The sequence below is a fragment of the Paenibacillus harenae DSM 16969 genome, from assembly GCF_000422465.1.
GTDB lineage: Bacteria > Bacillota > Bacilli > Paenibacillales > Paenibacillaceae > Pristimantibacillus > Pristimantibacillus harenae.
In genome coordinates, this window is record NZ_KE383842.1 from 992,661 (window position 1) to 1,007,670 (window position 15,010).

Annotated in this window: 14 protein-coding genes and 2 pseudogenes; 10 read left to right on the forward strand and 6 right to left on the reverse strand. The window is 47.9% G+C overall.

Going from position 1 to position 15,010, the window contains the following annotated elements; translation table 11 throughout:
* Window positions 1–17: 17 nt before the first annotated feature.
* Together H581_RS0114895 and H581_RS0114900 are read left to right on the forward strand one after the other, a co-directional pair.
* Window positions 18–896: a macro domain-containing protein gene (locus H581_RS0114895; RefSeq protein ID WP_028610709.1), complete on the forward strand. Its 879-nt coding sequence runs from the start codon at window positions 18–20 to the stop codon at window positions 894–896.
* A gap of 62 nt (window positions 897–958) precedes the next feature.
* Complete coding sequence (locus H581_RS0114900) at window positions 959–1,267, forward strand: hypothetical protein (RefSeq protein WP_036719118.1); 309 nt, start codon at window positions 959–961, stop codon at window positions 1,265–1,267.
* Between the two features lie 172 nt (window positions 1,268–1,439).
* Here the strand turns inward: H581_RS0114900 and H581_RS0114905 are convergent, their stop codons facing one another.
* Both H581_RS0114905 and H581_RS0114910 read right to left on the reverse strand, forming a co-directional pair.
* Window positions 1,440–3,914: a DsrE/DsrF/DrsH-like family protein gene (locus tag H581_RS0114905; protein WP_028610711.1), complete on the reverse strand. Its 2,475-nt coding sequence runs from the start codon at window positions 3,912–3,914 to the stop codon at window positions 1,440–1,442.
* Window positions 3,911–4,201 (reverse strand): ArsR/SmtB family transcription factor, encoded by a 291-nt coding sequence (locus H581_RS0114910; RefSeq protein WP_028610712.1) that lies wholly within the window; start codon window positions 4,199–4,201, stop codon window positions 3,911–3,913. The genes H581_RS0114905 and H581_RS0114910 overlap by 4 nt, the downstream gene beginning before the upstream one ends.
* 207 nt (window positions 4,202–4,408) lie before the next feature.
* Between H581_RS0114910 and H581_RS0114915 the strand changes: the two genes are divergently transcribed.
* Complete coding sequence (locus H581_RS0114915) at window positions 4,409–5,194, forward strand: TetR/AcrR family transcriptional regulator (RefSeq protein WP_028610713.1); 786 nt, start codon at window positions 4,409–4,411, stop codon at window positions 5,192–5,194.
* Window positions 5,195–5,298: 104 nt separating this feature from the next.
* Here the strand turns inward: H581_RS0114915 and H581_RS0114920 are convergent, their stop codons facing one another.
* On the reverse strand, window positions 5,299–6,090 hold the full coding sequence (locus tag H581_RS0114920; RefSeq protein WP_028610714.1) for an ABC transporter permease: 792 nt from the start codon (window positions 6,088–6,090) through the stop codon (window positions 5,299–5,301).
* Window positions 6,087–6,971, reverse strand: coding sequence for a daunorubicin resistance protein DrrA family ABC transporter ATP-binding protein (locus H581_RS0114925; RefSeq protein ID WP_028610715.1), 885 nt, complete (start codon window positions 6,969–6,971; stop codon window positions 6,087–6,089). The genes H581_RS0114920 and H581_RS0114925 overlap by 4 nt, the downstream gene beginning before the upstream one ends.
* Window positions 6,972–7,173: 202 nt before the next feature.
* Here H581_RS0114925 and H581_RS0114930 point away from each other — a divergent pair, with 202 nt between their 5' ends.
* From H581_RS0114930 to H581_RS0114955, 6 genes and pseudogenes are all read left to right on the forward strand, one after another.
* Window positions 7,174–8,118 carry an ornithine carbamoyltransferase gene (locus H581_RS0114930; protein WP_028610716.1) on the forward strand — a complete coding sequence of 315 codons (945 nt, stop codon included), beginning with the start codon at window positions 7,174–7,176 and terminating at the stop codon, window positions 8,116–8,118.
* Between the two features lie 63 nt (window positions 8,119–8,181).
* Window positions 8,182–8,792, forward strand: a pseudogene (locus H581_RS34070) (transglutaminase-like domain-containing protein).
* A gap of 62 nt (window positions 8,793–8,854) precedes the next feature.
* The gene (locus tag H581_RS0114940; protein WP_028610717.1) at window positions 8,855–9,421 is read left to right on the forward strand and encodes a DNA-3-methyladenine glycosylase I; all 567 of its coding nucleotides are present in this window, start codon (window positions 8,855–8,857) and stop codon (window positions 9,419–9,421) included.
* Between the two features lie 39 nt (window positions 9,422–9,460).
* Window positions 9,461–10,021 (forward strand): methylated-DNA--[protein]-cysteine S-methyltransferase, encoded by a 561-nt coding sequence (locus H581_RS34075; RefSeq protein WP_036718643.1) that lies wholly within the window; start codon window positions 9,461–9,463, stop codon window positions 10,019–10,021.
* Between the two features lie 58 nt (window positions 10,022–10,079).
* Window positions 10,080–10,857: pseudogene (locus H581_RS34080) on the forward strand (SDR family oxidoreductase).
* Window positions 10,858–10,892: 35 nt separating this feature from the next.
* Window positions 10,893–11,084: a lipid II flippase family protein gene (locus tag H581_RS0114955; protein ID WP_028610718.1), complete on the forward strand. Its 192-nt coding sequence runs from the start codon at window positions 10,893–10,895 to the stop codon at window positions 11,082–11,084.
* Window positions 11,085–11,745: 661 nt separating this feature from the next.
* Here the strand turns inward: H581_RS0114955 and H581_RS0114965 are convergent.
* The gene (locus H581_RS0114965) at window positions 11,746–12,741 is read right to left on the reverse strand and encodes a YpdA family putative bacillithiol disulfide reductase (protein ID WP_028610720.1); all 996 of its coding nucleotides are present in this window, start codon (window positions 12,739–12,741) and stop codon (window positions 11,746–11,748) included.
* Window positions 12,742–12,933: 192 nt separating this feature from the next.
* Between H581_RS0114965 and H581_RS0114970 the strand changes: the two genes are divergently transcribed.
* Entirely contained in the window at window positions 12,934–13,476 is a 543-nt protein-coding gene (locus tag H581_RS0114970; RefSeq protein ID WP_028610721.1) for a hypothetical protein, read from the forward strand.
* Window positions 13,477–13,664: 188 nt separating this feature from the next.
* Here H581_RS0114970 and xerS read toward each other — a convergent pair whose 3' ends face one another.
* Entirely contained in the window at window positions 13,665–14,759 is a 1,095-nt protein-coding gene (gene xerS, locus H581_RS0114975; RefSeq protein WP_028610722.1) for a tyrosine recombinase XerS, read from the reverse strand.
* Window positions 14,760–15,010: the final 251 nt, after the last annotated feature.

Sequence of the window (15,010 nt, forward strand, 5' to 3'; positions counted from 1 at the left end):
GGGGTGATCAGCGGGTGATGAAACGGATTCGCGCTTTTTTTTCGCGACATGCCTGGAAGGTTTCGTTTTCGTTTAAGCGGTTTTTTTTGCAATGGTTTTCGATCTTTGCGATCCTGTGGACGTTCATTGATTTTGCCGACTTTTACGCGGCCAAAGCGAAGGCTAACTTGTGGAATCCGCCGGTGTGGTCCGTGCTGCTGACAGGCATTCTGATTGCCGGGTGGCTGAGCCGCCCGCGCCTGACGCGTACGGTAAGGCTGAAGGATAAGGATGTTGCGATACATATTAAAGTGGATGATATTTTCCGGCAGAAGGGCTGCGTCGCTATCATCCCAGCTAATAATTGGTTTAAGATGGATCATGTTTCCGAAGCATCCGTACAAGTCCAGTATCGGGACCGGTTTTTCGGCAGCGAAGCGGAATTCAACAGGCTGGCGGAGAGCCGGCTGGCGAACGAGCCGCATGTCAGGGGTTCTTATAACGGGGAGCCTGTGAAAGAATATGCACTCGGTACGGTCATCAGGCTGGAACCGCCATCCCGTTCGATCAAGGCAGCCTATTTGGTGGCGACGGCCCGGCTTAATCCGTTCGGAAGAGCGATTCCGAGCCGGGACGATTTAAGGAACGGCTTAATCGCCGCATGGGGCTATATCGCGGCAAGGGGCGGAAGGGAGCCGCTTGTTATTCCGATCATGGGAAGCGGCAGGCATCGGATCAACCTGAACCGGTTTGAGCTTATGCATGATATCGTCCAAAGCTTCGTGCAGGCGGTTGACCATAATAAATTTACGGAAGAGCTGACGATCGTCATTCATCCGGACTCTTTTATCCGGCATCAGTATTCCTTAAACGAAATGGAAGAGTATTTGAACTATGTTTGTAAATTCGGCGCGTAAGCCGCAGCAGCGATAGGGTACGAGAGCTATCGGGCGGAGGGGACTAAAGAAAGGGAATGATGATGAGAGTCATTACATTATGCGGTTCTTCAAAATTCAAAGAGCAATTCGAACAAGCCAATGCATTTCTTACACTACAAGGCAACATTGTTATTAGCGTTGCCTTTTTTGAGCAAAGCGAAGGGATTGAAATAACGGAAGATCAAGCTGAATTACTTGGAAACCTGCATTTTAGGAAAATTGATATGTCTGATGAAATATTCGTAATTGACGTTGACGGTTACAAAGGGAGCAGCACCAGAAGAGAGATTCAGTATGCGAAAGAGAAGGGGAAAGCTATCCGCTATTACTCTCATGGCGAGATTCCTTGATTCTGTGAAGTAACAGGTACGATAGAGGAGGAACTGCTTCGTGGCTGCTCCTCTTCTGGTTTATTGAAGTAACTGGAGTTAAACGGTGAAAGAATGAGGGTTATGTTTTAAATATGTTGATTTTAAGGATGTAAACACCTGTAAATTCTTCATCCTCTACCGGAATAAAGCATTAAATAAATAGATTAATACCGGATGTATCAGCCTTACCGAGATAGTAGCCAACACCCCCGATTTTTACGCCGTCGATCAGTTCTTCTTTCGTAATACCCATGACATCCATAGACATTTGGCAAGCTACCACTTCGACGCCTTGTTGGATTGCAGATTCAATTAATTCCTCTAGAGACGAAATGTTTTTTTCCTTCATGACACCACGGATCATTTTGGTACCTAGGCCCATCATGTTCATCTTAGATAGAGAGAGTTTTTGGCTGCCTCGAGGCATCATAGCTCCAAACATGCGGCTGATAAAACTTTTTGATACAGGTATTTTCTCTGGCTTTCTTATCACGTTCAACCCCCAGAAGGTGAAGAACATGGTCACCTTTTTTCCGCTTGATGCGGCTCCGTTAGCAATAATGAAGGACGCTATGGCTTTGTCGAGATCGCCGCTGAACACAACCATTGAGCTGCCGTCTGAACGGGTTGCCACCGGATCAGATGCAGAAGGAACAAAAGGGCTTCCTTTACTTAAGAAAGCTTCAATCATACCGCCTCGAGTCTTATCTACTTTGATCATTCGATTGCGCGACATTTGTGCCCAAGCTTGAATATCTTCATAAAACCCAGGATCGGATGCAGTTACACGTAACACTTGACCGTTGGCCAGTTGATCCATTTTCTGTTTTACTTGAATGAGCGGACCGGGGCAGGACAACCCACGAGCATCCAAATCGATATCAGCACGCAATACCTGCTCTTGCTGATCAAGTGCCGCAGCTATTTCTTGACGATTATCCGTGGTCGATGATGCCTGCAAAGGCGCCTTGCTGCCGGATGGCATGTAAGTGGCCATTTTATATGTCTTGTATCCGCCGGTCAAATTCCGAACTTTAAAACCTTTCTGCTTTAAAATTCGGGATGCCGTATAACCTCTCAAACCAACTTGACAGTAAACCCAAATCTCTTTACTTATATCCAATTCACTCAAGCGACCGCGGAGCTCATCAATGGGAATTAGTTTGGATCCGGGAATGTGGCCATTGTTATGCTCAATCTCCGAACGAACGTCTACCAGAATTATTTTTTCAGGATCACTGGATCTCAAGTCTTGAGGCACGAACACTTCAGTTCTTCCGGCAAGTATGTTTTCCGCCGTATAGCCGGCCATATTTACCGGATCTTTGGCAGACGAATATGGTGGAGCATAGGAAAGCTCCAGCTCAGTCAGGTCGTTGACTGTTCCGCGGAAGCGAATAACGGTTGCGATATCATCAATGCGTTTGTCCACCCCGTCAAATCCTACAGCCTGGGCGCCCAATACCGTACCTGCATGATTAAAGAGCAGCTTGATCGTAAGGGGAGTGGCGCCCGGATAGTAAGAAGCATGAGAACTCGGATGCACATAGGTTACGTTATAAGGAATTCCCAAAAGATGAAGGGTCTTCTCATTATTGCCTGTGGCTGCTCCCGTTAGGCCAAATACTTTAATAATAGATGTGCCTTGTGAACCTTTATAGGTCATTCCCAAGCCGCAAACATTATCCGCGGCTATCCGACCTTGTTTGTTGGCAGGACCAGCTAAAGGTATAGCGGTCTTGTTCCCATTAATGAAATCGATGACTTCCACAGCATCACCAACGGCAAAAACGCCATCCAGGTTAGTCTCTAATTTTTCATTCACTATGATATGGCCTTTTGGAGTAAGTTCCAATCCGCTATCTTTTAAAAAGGCGGTGTCAGGTGTAACACCAATAGCCAAAATAACCATATCACTAACTAACGTTGCTTCGCTGGCTAACTCAACTTGGATTTGCTCACCTGTTTCCTTGAACGATTGTGCGCTCTCTGAGAAGAGAAGATTCACTCCATGTTGTTCTAATTCTTTAGCCAGAACATGGGACATTTCGATGTCGAACGGCGCCAAAAGCTGGTTACTGGATTGAACCAAGGTAACATCGAGTCCGATTTCTTTGAGATTTTCAGCCATTTCCACTCCGATGAATCCGCCGCCTATAACAATAGCTGATTTCGTCTTTGTTTCAGTAACTCGTTTTTTAATGCGATCTGTGTCCGCTATGTTACGTAATGTGTATATCCTAGAGCTTTCTATGCCGGGTAAAGCAGGACGAATAGGTTTTGCACCTGGTGACAAAATAAGGTAATCGTAACTTTCGTCGTAAACACCGCGTTCTTTGCTGCTTACACGTACTGTTTTGGAAATGGGGTCAACATTTGTTACTTCACTTTCTGTCCGAATATCAAGATTAAAGCGCTTATGCATAGTTTCCGGCGTCTGAACGAGCAGCTTAGACCGGTCTTTGATCGAATCCCCTATGTAGTAGGGCAGACCGCAATTAGCAAAGGAAATATATTCATCTCGCTCAAACATCACAATGTGCGCGTCTTCGTCTAATCGGCGTAGTCGGGCTGCGGCTGAAGCACCGCCAGCAACACCGCCGACAATTAAAACTTTTTTACTCATGATTTGTCCTCCCCGAAGAAAACTTGAATTAGTTGTTTCACTCTGTCGTCAGCAATGGTGTAGTTCACTTCGAGTCCGTTGCGTTCCGTTGTGACAATGCCAAAGTTGCGAAGTTTTTGCAAATGTTGGGATACGGTGGACTGTGGAAGATCAAGGCATTCCTGCATATACCCAACGTTGCAATGACCTTTTTTAAGAAGTCCTTTTACGATACATAAACGTACCGGGTGGGCTAAGGCTTTCAAAATGTCCGAGGCCTCGTTAAATTGTTTGAAATTGTTATCCATTCTCTGACTTCCTCGCTTTATAAAATCAATATATCGTAATATTACGATATTACAATTTTAAATGCAAGTCTTAACTAAATTTCGAAGGGAGAAAAGTATAATGCTCGAAACCTGAGTGCGCCGGTTTGTTCCATTCGGGTATTATGATATACTGTTTATAGCGTAAACAATTTCGGCAAACAGGATGATGGAGGATTAAAAAAAGCAATGGATAACCGCGATGACTTGAATCATGAGACGCTGCAAAATCTGCCGAGCGGCGCAGCCTTAAGCTGGGGGATCGTAAAACAAGGAAAGCGAGGTCCCAAAGGCGAGCTGAGTATCAAGCAGATTGTCGATGCCGCGATCGGAATTGCCGATAGGGAGGGGCTCTCGGCCGTTTCCATGAGTCGTGTCGCGCAAACCTTAGGCTATACGACGATGTCGCTTTACAGATACATAACGAGCAAGGATGACCTGCTGCTGCTTATGCAGGATGCCGCATGCGCTATTCCCATCCCGCCCGAGGATGAGAATCAGGATTGGCGGGAAGGCATGCGGGAGTACGTACGAGGCTGCATGGATATCTTCGTCAAGCATCCCTGGTACGGTGAAATACCCGTGACAGGTGTCCCGGTTTCGCCAAATATTTTAAAGCTGATCGATTGGCTGCTTCGGAGTATGCGTTCCTTTCCGCTGAATGATTTTGAGAAAATGTCCATTGTGCTCCTGTTGAGCAGTTATGGTCGTTCCATAGGGTTGATTAGTGCGGATATGAACAAAGCAGTGAAAGCAGGTGCGGCTCCCGACGACTTCAGCGGCGTACCTTACAGCGCAGCGCTTAAGCTGCTCGTGAAGCCTGAACAGTATCCGGATTTATTTCCAATTGTCATGTCAGGGATTTATGCGGGCGAGAGGGAAGCGGAGAATCCGATTGTCAACGATCTTGATTTCGGGCTGGATCGCATATTGGACGGGATCGAGCAGTATCTGGAGCAGAAGAGGAACCCGTAAGGAATTTCGAGCAATGCCTGCGTACTGGAAAAAAGATAAAAAGCACATCGGTCGCTGACAAGCGGACCCATGTGCTTTTGTTGTTCGCTTTGCGATCAGTCGTTCTATCTTCGGCCTGCTTTCCGGCGGAACGTGATGAGGCTCCATACGAATGCGAGAAGCAGGATGGCGAAGCACCAGCCGAAGGCCCACCATGCGCTGTGATGAATGGGAGTGCCGGTGAGCAGGCCTCGAATGGTTTCGATAACCGGCGTAATCGGTTGATTGTTCGCAACGCCCTGCAGCCATCCCGGCATCGTATCCGTCGGCACGAAGGCGCTGGACAGATAAGGAAGGAAGAGCAGAATGAAACCATAGCCCGAAGCTGAGGATGGAGAGCCGGCAATCAATCCGATTGCCGCAAACAGCCATGTGAAAGCCAGGATAAACAGCGTAATGACGCCAAGCGCGGCAAGCCATTCAAGTACGCCTGCGTTCGGTCTGAAGCCGACGAGAAGAGCAACCGCGATGACCACGCCGGTTGCGAACAAATTACGGGCCAGGCTCGCTGCCACATGACCGGTAATGACGCTAAGGCTCCGAATGGGCATCGTGCGGAACCGGTCAATGATTCCGTTCGTCATGTCTTGGGCAACGTCTACTGCCGTACTGGACGAGCCGAACCCCGCACAGAGCAGAATAATGCCGGGAACGACATAATGAACGTAATCGCCCCCGGGATCAATCGCGCCGCCGAAGACATAGGTGAATAGAAGCATAAGCATGACAGGAAGCATGACGGCCATTATGAGCGCTTCGGTATTGCGCAGGCTAAGACGGATACTGCGGCCGATAAAGACGGCGTTCGTAACGCCGATAGAGGTTTTCTTTGGAAGGGGCTGCCGATTTGTTGTCATTTTGCTGCCTCCAGATCTGTTGTAGTTAAAGCAATGAATACATCGTCCATGGTTGGTTTGCGCAGACTGATTTTTGTCTCAGGCGGAATCTTGCCCGCCAGTTCATTCAGCGTTCTTCGTATATCTTGGATGCTGCCGTCGGTTGATCGGACGGTGATCACTTCTTCATTGGCGTCCCGCAGCTCGATCATCTCGCCGCCTACGCGAGACTTCAGCTCCTGCGCGGTGCCGGATGCGACAATGCGTCCGTTCGCGATCACTGCGATTCGGTCTGCGAGCTGATCGGCTTCCTCCAGATATTGCGTCGTGAGAAAAATCGTCATGCCCTGATTTCTCAATTGAAGAATGGTATCCCACAAGGCGCGCCGGCTGACGGTATCAAGCCCGGTCGTCGGTTCATCCAGAAACAGCACCGGCCGGCTGGCGACAAGACTGACGGCAAGATCAAGCCTGCGCCGCATGCCGCCGGAATAGGTTTTGACAAGTTTGCCGGCATTGGCTTCAAGATCGAAGAGGTTCAGCAGCTCCTTCGTCCGGGCTCGCGCTTGCGATGAGGTAAAACCGGATAGTCTGCACATCATCTGCAAATTCTCCTCGGCCGTGAGCATATCGTCGACGGCTGCAAATTGTCCCGTGAGGCTGATGGAACTTTTTACTCCGTCTCTCTCCCGGATGATATCGTATCCGGCAACGCGTGCCGTTCCTGCATCCGGCTTCGTCAACGTGGAGAGGATGTTGATCAGCGTCGTTTTGCCGGCGCCGTTAGGGCCAAGCAGCGCGAAGATGGTGCCTGACTGCACCGTTAAATTAACGCCATCCAGCACGGTTTGGCTGCCGAACGATTTTCGAAGTCCTTGCGTTTCAATCGCGGATCCGTTCATGAGCAATCTCCTTTTTTAATTGTATATGATATAAACAGTATTCAATATATACAGAAATTATGCAACAGCTGATTTCATAAAAACAGATAGAGCGGTAGTCACATGCAAGAAAAAGGAAATTGTTGACATGAGGCGGGGGCTGCAATAGAATGTATTAATATTCATTTATGTGAATAATTATTCTAACGCAGGGAGTGAACCGATGAAACCGCATTTATTATCCTTAAGAGAACTCGACAAGGATACGTTGTATTCCATTATTCAAAAAGGGATCGAGATTAAACGCAATCCGAACGATTACTACCATGCGTGCGAAAGAAAAGGCCTGCTTATGCTTTTCCAGAAGACTTCGACCAGAACTCATTTATCTTTCCAATCCGGCATCAATCAAATGGGCGGTTACGCCGTAACGATGGACTGGGATTCGAGCAATTTCAGCCTGTCGCCCATCCGGTATGAAGCCCGTTACGCGTCAAGGAACTGCGATGTCATGATGGCCAGGTTAAAGAAGCATGCCGATATCGTTGAATTAGCGAAGTACTCGAATGTTCCGGTAATCAATGGATGCTGCGACAAGTATCATCCTTGCCAGGCATTAGCCGATTTAATGACCATATATGAAGTAAGGGGAACCTTCGCGGGCGTGACGGTAACGTATGTAGGCATCCATAATAACGTTGTCAATTCGCTGATTGCGGGCTGCGTCGCGTTGGGCGTTAGGCTTTTGCTCGTAACCCCGATCGTTAATGAAGCATCCTGGGATGAAGAACTTATGCAGGATGCATACCGGAGCGGGTATATTGAGATTTTGGAGAGCCTATCCGAAGCCGTTAAGCAAACGGATTTTATTTATGCGGACACCTGGGTGGACATGGAGTTTTTCCAGAATCCCGATTATCAAGAGGAGAAGGACAGAAGGATTCGGCTCATGATGCCTTTTCAGATTAACAAAAAGAATCTGGATGGATTTTCCCCATACCTTATGCACGATATGCCAATTCATCCCGGATATGAGATCGAAGAGGATTTGATTGAATCCGAGAACTCCGTTATCTATCGGCAGGCGGAAAACAGGATGCATGTCCAAAAAAGCTTGTTGATTCATTTATTTGAAAGCCATGCAGGCGGCAGTGGTGATAGAATATGAATAAAGCGGGTACGATGACTGTCATTTCCGATATCTACAGCTATAAATTTGGAGGTGAAAACGTTGATTTTGACAGGTGAATCGGATTCCCTTGAAGATTATTTGGCAGAATCGGAAGAAGTTGATTTTAACCACCTTTCGATAAAAGAAAAAGCGGCCGAGTTGTTTTCGGCATCGTCTAACGAAGAAGAGTTTATACGAAGGGCCTATACCTTTGTTAGGGATGAGATAGCTCATTCATGGGATATTCAAAGTACGCGAATCACATGTAAAGCGTCGGAGGTTCTTTACTCAAGGAAGGCATTTGTTACGCCAAGTCTCATTTGTTGTGCGCTATTTTACGGAGCAAAGTGATTCCCGCCGGTTTTTGTTATCAAAGACTGACCATAGGCGATACGCCGGATACCGGCTACTGCATTCATGCTCTAAACGCCGTTTACCTGAAATCCCTGGACAAATGGATCAGACTTGACGCACGGGGAAATAAAGCAGGCGTTCTAGCGGAATTCTCGCGGCATGACGAAAAATTAGCTTTTTCGGTACGGGAAGCGTATGACGAAATCGATTATTCAATACGATATGCGCAGCCAAATCCAAAAACGATAAAGGCGTTAATACAAAATACGGATTGTACAGCGATGTATCTTCATGGATTGCCGGACGACTTACATTGAAGATAGACATTGCGCGAACGCTTAAAGCGGCGAACAACGAGGGGAAGGGGAGAAGTTCGTAGATGCCCGTTCGATGCGCTTGGGTCAATGAAGATCCTTTGTATATGAATTACCACGATCACGAATGGGGGATTCCGGTTCATCATGATCACACCTGGTTTGAGTTTCTTATTTTAGAAGGGGCGCAGGCAGGCTTGAGCTGGTATACGGTATTGAAAAAACGCGAGAGCTACCGGCAAGCTTTCGACGGATTCGATCCGGACAAGGTGGCTCTCTATGAGGAAGGCAAGGTAGCGGAGTTGATGAATAACGAAGGAATCATACGCAATCGCTTGAAGATTCAATCGGCGGTTACGAATGCGAAATGTTTTTTAAAAGTCCGTGAAGAATTCGGCAGCTTTGATGCGTACATTTGGCAGTTTGTCGGCGGCAAACCGATCGTAAACCGGTGGCGGGATAAAAGCGAGGTTCCGGCGGTTACTCCGCAATCGGACGCGATGAGTAAAGATTTGAAGAAACGAGGCTTCACATTCGTCGGATCGACGATCTGTTATGCGTTTATGCAAGCCTGCGGAATGGTCAATGATCATACGCTGGACTGCGATTTCGCGACGATTCGAGCGAAGTAATGCTATACGATCTGTTGTTTGGAAGGGAGTTCTATTCTTATGAACCAATCGATAACGGAAGCGTATTGGGATGAGTTAGCTCATCCCATCTTTCAACGCCGGCCTGTTTATCTGGCAGCCACGAATCAGGGACTATGCCTGGTAACCTTGCCGCATGTAACGTTTGACACGCTAGAAGAATGGGTAGGTAAAAAAATACCTCATGCGACGCTCCTACATGATCCTGTTCGGATGTCCGAATATACGCATCAATTGCTGGAGTACTTTGATGGAAAGCGGAAAGAATTTACGTTTTCTTTTGATCTGCGCGGCACCGCATTTCAAGTCTCCGTCTGGCAGGCATTAACCCGTATTCCTTACGGACAAGCTCGAAGCTATTCGGATATTGCCGAGACGGTGGGCAGCCCCAATGCGGTTCGTGCCGTAGGAGCGGCAAACGGCGCAAACCCTATTCCATTCATCATTCCATGCCATCGCGTCATCGGCAAAACCTCGGCACTTACGGGGTACAGGGGAGGATTGCAGGTGAAGGAAGAATTGCTCCGGTTGGAGGGATTTGACGAATACATCAATAAAGGCCATTCGCGGTTTCAATTCTGATGAAGATATGGAGCGCAAAATAGTTTTCATAAGCGGTTAACGTGCAGGAGGGATTCCAATGAGCCGATTAAAAGGGAAAATAGCCATCGTTACGGGAGCCAGTCGTCGAAGAGGCATTGGCACCGCCATATGCAGGACGCTGGCAAATGAAGGCGCGGACCTGTTTTTTACTCATTTTTCAAGCTATGACAAAAATGTCATTCATTACGACGATGCGGAAGAGGATTGGTCGGAACAACTCTCGCAAGAGTTACGCAAGTTTGGCGTAAGGGCAGAAAATATGGAGTTGGATTTATCGGGTAACGATTCATTTTCAAGACTCTTGGATGAAGTGGAAGCAAGAATGGGCCTGCCGACAATTCTAGTGAATAATGCTACTTATAGCGTAGACGTAGATTTTCGGCAGTTAAATCATGATATACTCGATGCCCATTACGGAGTCAATGTTAGAGGGACGTGTATGTTATCCGTGGAATTCGCCCGTCGACTGGAGGGGAAACACGGAGGACGCATTATCAATATGGTATCGGGTCAGGACAAAGCCCCTATGGCGGGGAACATTGCTTACGTTACCACTAAGGGAGCCATATCGGCGTTTTAAAAGATCATTATCGGCCGAACTGGCTCCGCTCAAAATTACAGTAAACGCCGTTGACCCCGGCCCTACCGATTCCGGATGGATGACAGAGGATATTAAACATTTTCTGTTACCTAGATTCCCGATGGGGCGTATCGGCCAACCGGAGGATGTCGCGCGGCTAATCGCTTTCTTGGCCAGCGACGACGCTGAATGGGTGACGGGTCAGATCATCCATTCGGACGGCGGGTTCTGGTGAAACGCGTAACGGATGGAACGATATGAGGTGTCCAATTGGCGGAACAGGTACTGCTCGTACCTTTGTTTACTTTTGTGATTCATCTCTCCGAGACGCTTACCTATTCTCTTCGTTTGGCGGGCGTACGTTTAGGGAAAACAGTGGATGGTTTATTCTTATCGGGAATTATTCTGCTGGTTTCAAGAACGGCGAATAGGGTACAGGCTCCGCTTAAGAAATTCCGTTGAGAAGCTCGTCTCTCCCGCAACGGAATCGAATACAATCGTGAAGAAAGAAGCTGAACTACTCGAACGGCCTTCTCCCGTCCAATGGACGACGATAACGATCCCCTTATGGTTGATAGGCATGCTCTTGCTTGTTTTCCTACTGATTCGTTGCAAAAAAAATAAAAGATAAAGGAATTCCGGCTGCTTCGGCAGCTTTTTTCCATCCCTCAAAAAATAACCCGCATCGCTGCGGGTCCAAATCGTGCTATCTAGCAGGAAAGGGAGTCGTTGGATTTCAGTATAGGCTCTTTCCCTTAAAGCAAGCTGAAACCCGGCTTATGACCGCATTAAAAAAGATTACAGTTGCTTCATAAACAGTTTTCAGACTTCTCTGTGAGGACGACGATCAGGTCGGCTTTACGCAAGAACGCAATACGACCATCTCGTGCGTTCTTAAAGCGAGACGATTTACGCGAGATGATGACGTCCGTTGTTTTGATATTGCTGCTAATAACGATGGTAATTGAAGACGCATCAAGTTGGCCGTCCCGGTCGGACTTGTTCAACTGCGGTGCATGATGCCGCTGCATCGGGGGCGAAGTCGGATAGAGTTTGCCTCCTGGCGGTATCATTCAACTTCAGTGCCCGAGACGCTGCGTCGGGCTCTCGTTTTCTTCAGACGTCAGCATCCATTTGCAGACTGGCCTCTAATTTTGCCGATATGCTCCGCTATTTTCTGGCCGTGAAAACGTCCGGATTCAATGAAAATCTCATTGGCCTCATGACGCGAAGCGACGACGCCTGCCAAATAAATGCCGGGAACATTCGTTTCCATCGATTCTTCATGGAAGGTCGGGTAGCCTTCGGCTTCCATCGTCACGCCGGATAAGGTCAGGAAGTTGCGGTCGGGATGAAAGCCCGTGAGCGCCAGCACAAAATCGTTCGGAATGAGAAATTCGCCTTCCGGTCCTCGGATCGTAATATCATGATGCCCAATGGATGTAACGACGGAGCGAAAAAGCATGCTTATCGCGCCTTTGGCAACTTTGCTCTCAAACCCCGGTCTAACCCACGGCTTGATGCTGGAGGAGTATTGCTCGCCGCGATAGACGACGGTAACATAGGCACCGACGCGTTCCAGCTCAAGCGCTGCGTCAATCGCAGAGTTGCTGCCGCCTATAATAGCTACCTTCATGCCGACATAGGGATGCGATTCCCGGAAGAAGTGGCTTACTTTATCCATTTGCTCGCCAGGAATGCTGAGCTCGTTCGGATGGTCAAAGTAACCGGTCGCAATAACGACGTAACGGCTGCGGTAAGCGCACGCTTGTCCGAACCGGTCTTCCCCCGTCAGGAGGAAGCCGTCCTCCGCTTTTCGAATCCCGGTAATGGCTGTATAAGGTTGTATTCTTAATCGGTTGCGCTGAGCGGCCGTTCGGTAGTAGTTCAACGCTTCCAGCCTGGAAGGTTTGTCGTTTGCCGTCGTGAAAGGGATGCCGCCGATCTCCAGCAGCTCGGGGCTGCTGAAGAAATGCATATATGTCGGATATTGCGAGATCGAATGTACGATATTCCGCTTCTCTATAATGAGCGGATGAAGACCGACTCGTTCAAGCTCGATCGCTGCCGCCAAACCGCAGGGACCTGCTCCAATGACGATCGCTTCTTCTTGTTGCATCTGTTATTCCCTCCCCAAAATGCTGTGCAAACATAGTCGAATCAGACAGATGGTTCAACGATCATTTTACTGCGAAGCGCGCCTATTGCGCAAATTTGGATATATGGCTCTCTTGTACAGGCATTGGAATATTGTATAATAATGTGGAAATGTTTTTATTATAAACTGGAAATTGATTTGGGAGGAGATCACATGCGGCGGCGTTTTGTAATTGAAGCAGTTTTGGTGGCAACGTATGGACATCTTCTCGTACCGAGCCGTCCCATTGATTATGTCGTGCCGTATTCATCGATCGCGGAGCTGTACGAAATGCGGGACGGAGCGGAGCCCGTTATGGACGATCCTGAAGATGACGGTCACGTGAAGGGCAAAATAAACGAACTTATTACTTTTTTCGAAGATTCGCTCAACCGCAAGAAGATAGAGAAAGCGATGCAGGTCCCATGGAGAGAGAGTTCGCCACTGCTCCTGAATGACCGCATTCAGTTCACGGTTGTGCATGCCGTCGATAACGCGCATTACGGCGAAATGTTCGATCCGATCGAGACGGAGCTGCTGCTGACCGCGTTGAAGCTGAATGTCCCGCTGCTGTCTGATCAATTCGAATATCAAGATAAGCTGATCGAAGCTGAAGTGCCGGTCCAAGTGTACGATATCGAGGATTTTGAATTTGCCGTAGAGGAAGGCATATCGGTTAGCGATTTGGAGCAGTTTAACGAATCGGACAGGTTTTAATAAATTTTCGTGAAAGCCTCTCGCGCAGCGGTCAATTCCGATATTAAGATTTGGATGGGTTAGGACTTGATTTTCATTCGGAATAGGAATAAGGGGGATGCAGGAATCGGTTGTCATGCAGACGAGTTCGACTTCGTATGAGCCGGCTTCAGATTGAAAAAGAGGACGTGACAGGAGCGTGCAGCACGCTAACCTGTCTCGTCCTCTTTTTTGGTTCGGTCGATCGCTTGCGCCATCGTTTTGTCGGTTAAATGAGCATATATCTGCGTCGTTTCCGGCGAAGCATGCCCCAGCTGCTCCTGCGTCTTGTATATATCGTTGCGCAGGTAGTAATCGGTAGCGAATGAATGCCTTAATTTGTGAACGGAAAGGTAAGGCTTCCCGAAACGCTTCGCATATTTGATGACCATCTCCTGAATGGCGCGCTTCGTCATGCGGGAACCTTCTTTTTTTCCGTTCGCAATGGCAAGGAATAGAGCTTTCTCCCGCTTTGGAGCCTTGTAGCGCACATCGCGAAGCGACAAATAAGATTGCAGATCCTCTACCGCTTCCTGACGGAAATAGACGGGCGTCTTGAACGTGTCGTCGTTTTTGCCTTTCCGGTAAACATAGCACAGTTTCTTCTTCAAATCGATATCGTCGACATTCAAATTAACGAGCTCCGAAACCCGTAAGCCCGAATGCAAAATGAAGCTGATAATGCAGGCATCGCGGATCATGTTCAGCTCGTAAGCATATAAGGCCTGCTTATTCGATGCGATATCCGTACCGTAATGCTGCTTGACATAGGCCATAAATTCCGCGATTTCTTCCTCCTGAAGCAGTTTGCCTTCAAGCTTGGCGGCCGTATCCTTCGGCTTATGCGTCCTCTTGATCGCAACCTTCGCCATAACGTTCCGTTTCAGCAAGGGATAGAAGTTCTCATCCTCCGCGATTTGGCTCAGGTAATGGAACAGGGATCGAAGGGATGAGAGCTTGCGGGAAATCGTCGTCTTGCTGTTGCGCTCTTCCTTATGCGTCGACAAGAACATCCGGAAGCCGTCGATGCTGTCCATATGCAGCTTCTCCAGCTCGAGCAGGGTAACCTCTCTGATGCTGCCAGCTTCCGATAGGCCTTCAGCCATAAGCCACCTCAGGAACGTTTCATAATCCCTCATGTATTCAACAAGTGACGAAGGAGACAGATCTGGCAGCTTATAGTTGATAAATTTCTCGATATACCAGGGCATTGCCGGCAGCTTCCTGTCGAGCTCTAACCGATCCTTTTGTTTTAAAATATTGATTCGCGATCACCCCGATTACTTAATGCCATCATTCATTTACTAGGTAAAATAAGTGAGTTAATTATTATTGCAGACCGTTAGTAAAAACAATTACGGTTCTATTGTAGCAAGCAAAGCCGAGCGGGACAATGTCCCGACCGGTTACATGACAAAAAACAAGCCCAATGGTTATAAAGCTGCCTCCATATAACGTTCTTGCGAAAACCTTGTTTGAAACGGATGCCGGATTATAACTGCCCGAAGAAATCAAA

Excerpts from the sequence above, each read along its gene's own strand:
- H581_RS0114970 (WP_028610721.1), top strand. The coding sequence starts at position 12,934 with ATGCGGCGGCGTTTTGTAATTGAAGCAGTTTTGGTGGCAACGTATGGA.
- H581_RS0114910 (WP_028610712.1), bottom strand. The coding sequence starts at position 4,201 with ATGGATAACAATTTCAAACAATTTAACGAGGCCTCGGACATTTTGAAA.
- H581_RS0114895 (WP_028610709.1), top strand. The coding sequence starts at position 18 with ATGAAACGGATTCGCGCTTTTTTTTCGCGACATGCCTGGAAGGTTTCG.
- H581_RS0114920 (WP_028610714.1), bottom strand. The coding sequence starts at position 6,090 with ATGACAACAAATCGGCAGCCCCTTCCAAAGAAAACCTCTATCGGCGTT.
- H581_RS0114930 (WP_028610716.1), top strand. The coding sequence starts at position 7,174 with ATGAAACCGCATTTATTATCCTTAAGAGAACTCGACAAGGATACGTTG.
- H581_RS0114940 (WP_028610717.1), top strand. The coding sequence starts at position 8,855 with ATGCCCGTTCGATGCGCTTGGGTCAATGAAGATCCTTTGTATATGAAT.
- H581_RS34075 (WP_036718643.1), top strand. The coding sequence starts at position 9,461 with ATGAACCAATCGATAACGGAAGCGTATTGGGATGAGTTAGCTCATCCC.
- H581_RS0114925 (WP_028610715.1), bottom strand. The coding sequence starts at position 6,971 with ATGAACGGATCCGCGATTGAAACGCAAGGACTTCGAAAATCGTTCGGC.
- H581_RS0114900 (WP_036719118.1), top strand. The coding sequence starts at position 959 with ATGAGAGTCATTACATTATGCGGTTCTTCAAAATTCAAAGAGCAATTC.
- H581_RS0114915 (WP_028610713.1), top strand. The coding sequence starts at position 4,409 with ATGGATAACCGCGATGACTTGAATCATGAGACGCTGCAAAATCTGCCG.
- H581_RS0114905 (WP_028610711.1), bottom strand. The coding sequence starts at position 3,914 with ATGAGTAAAAAAGTTTTAATTGTCGGCGGTGTTGCTGGCGGTGCTTCA.
- H581_RS0114965 (WP_028610720.1), bottom strand. The coding sequence starts at position 12,741 with ATGCAACAAGAAGAAGCGATCGTCATTGGAGCAGGTCCCTGCGGTTTG.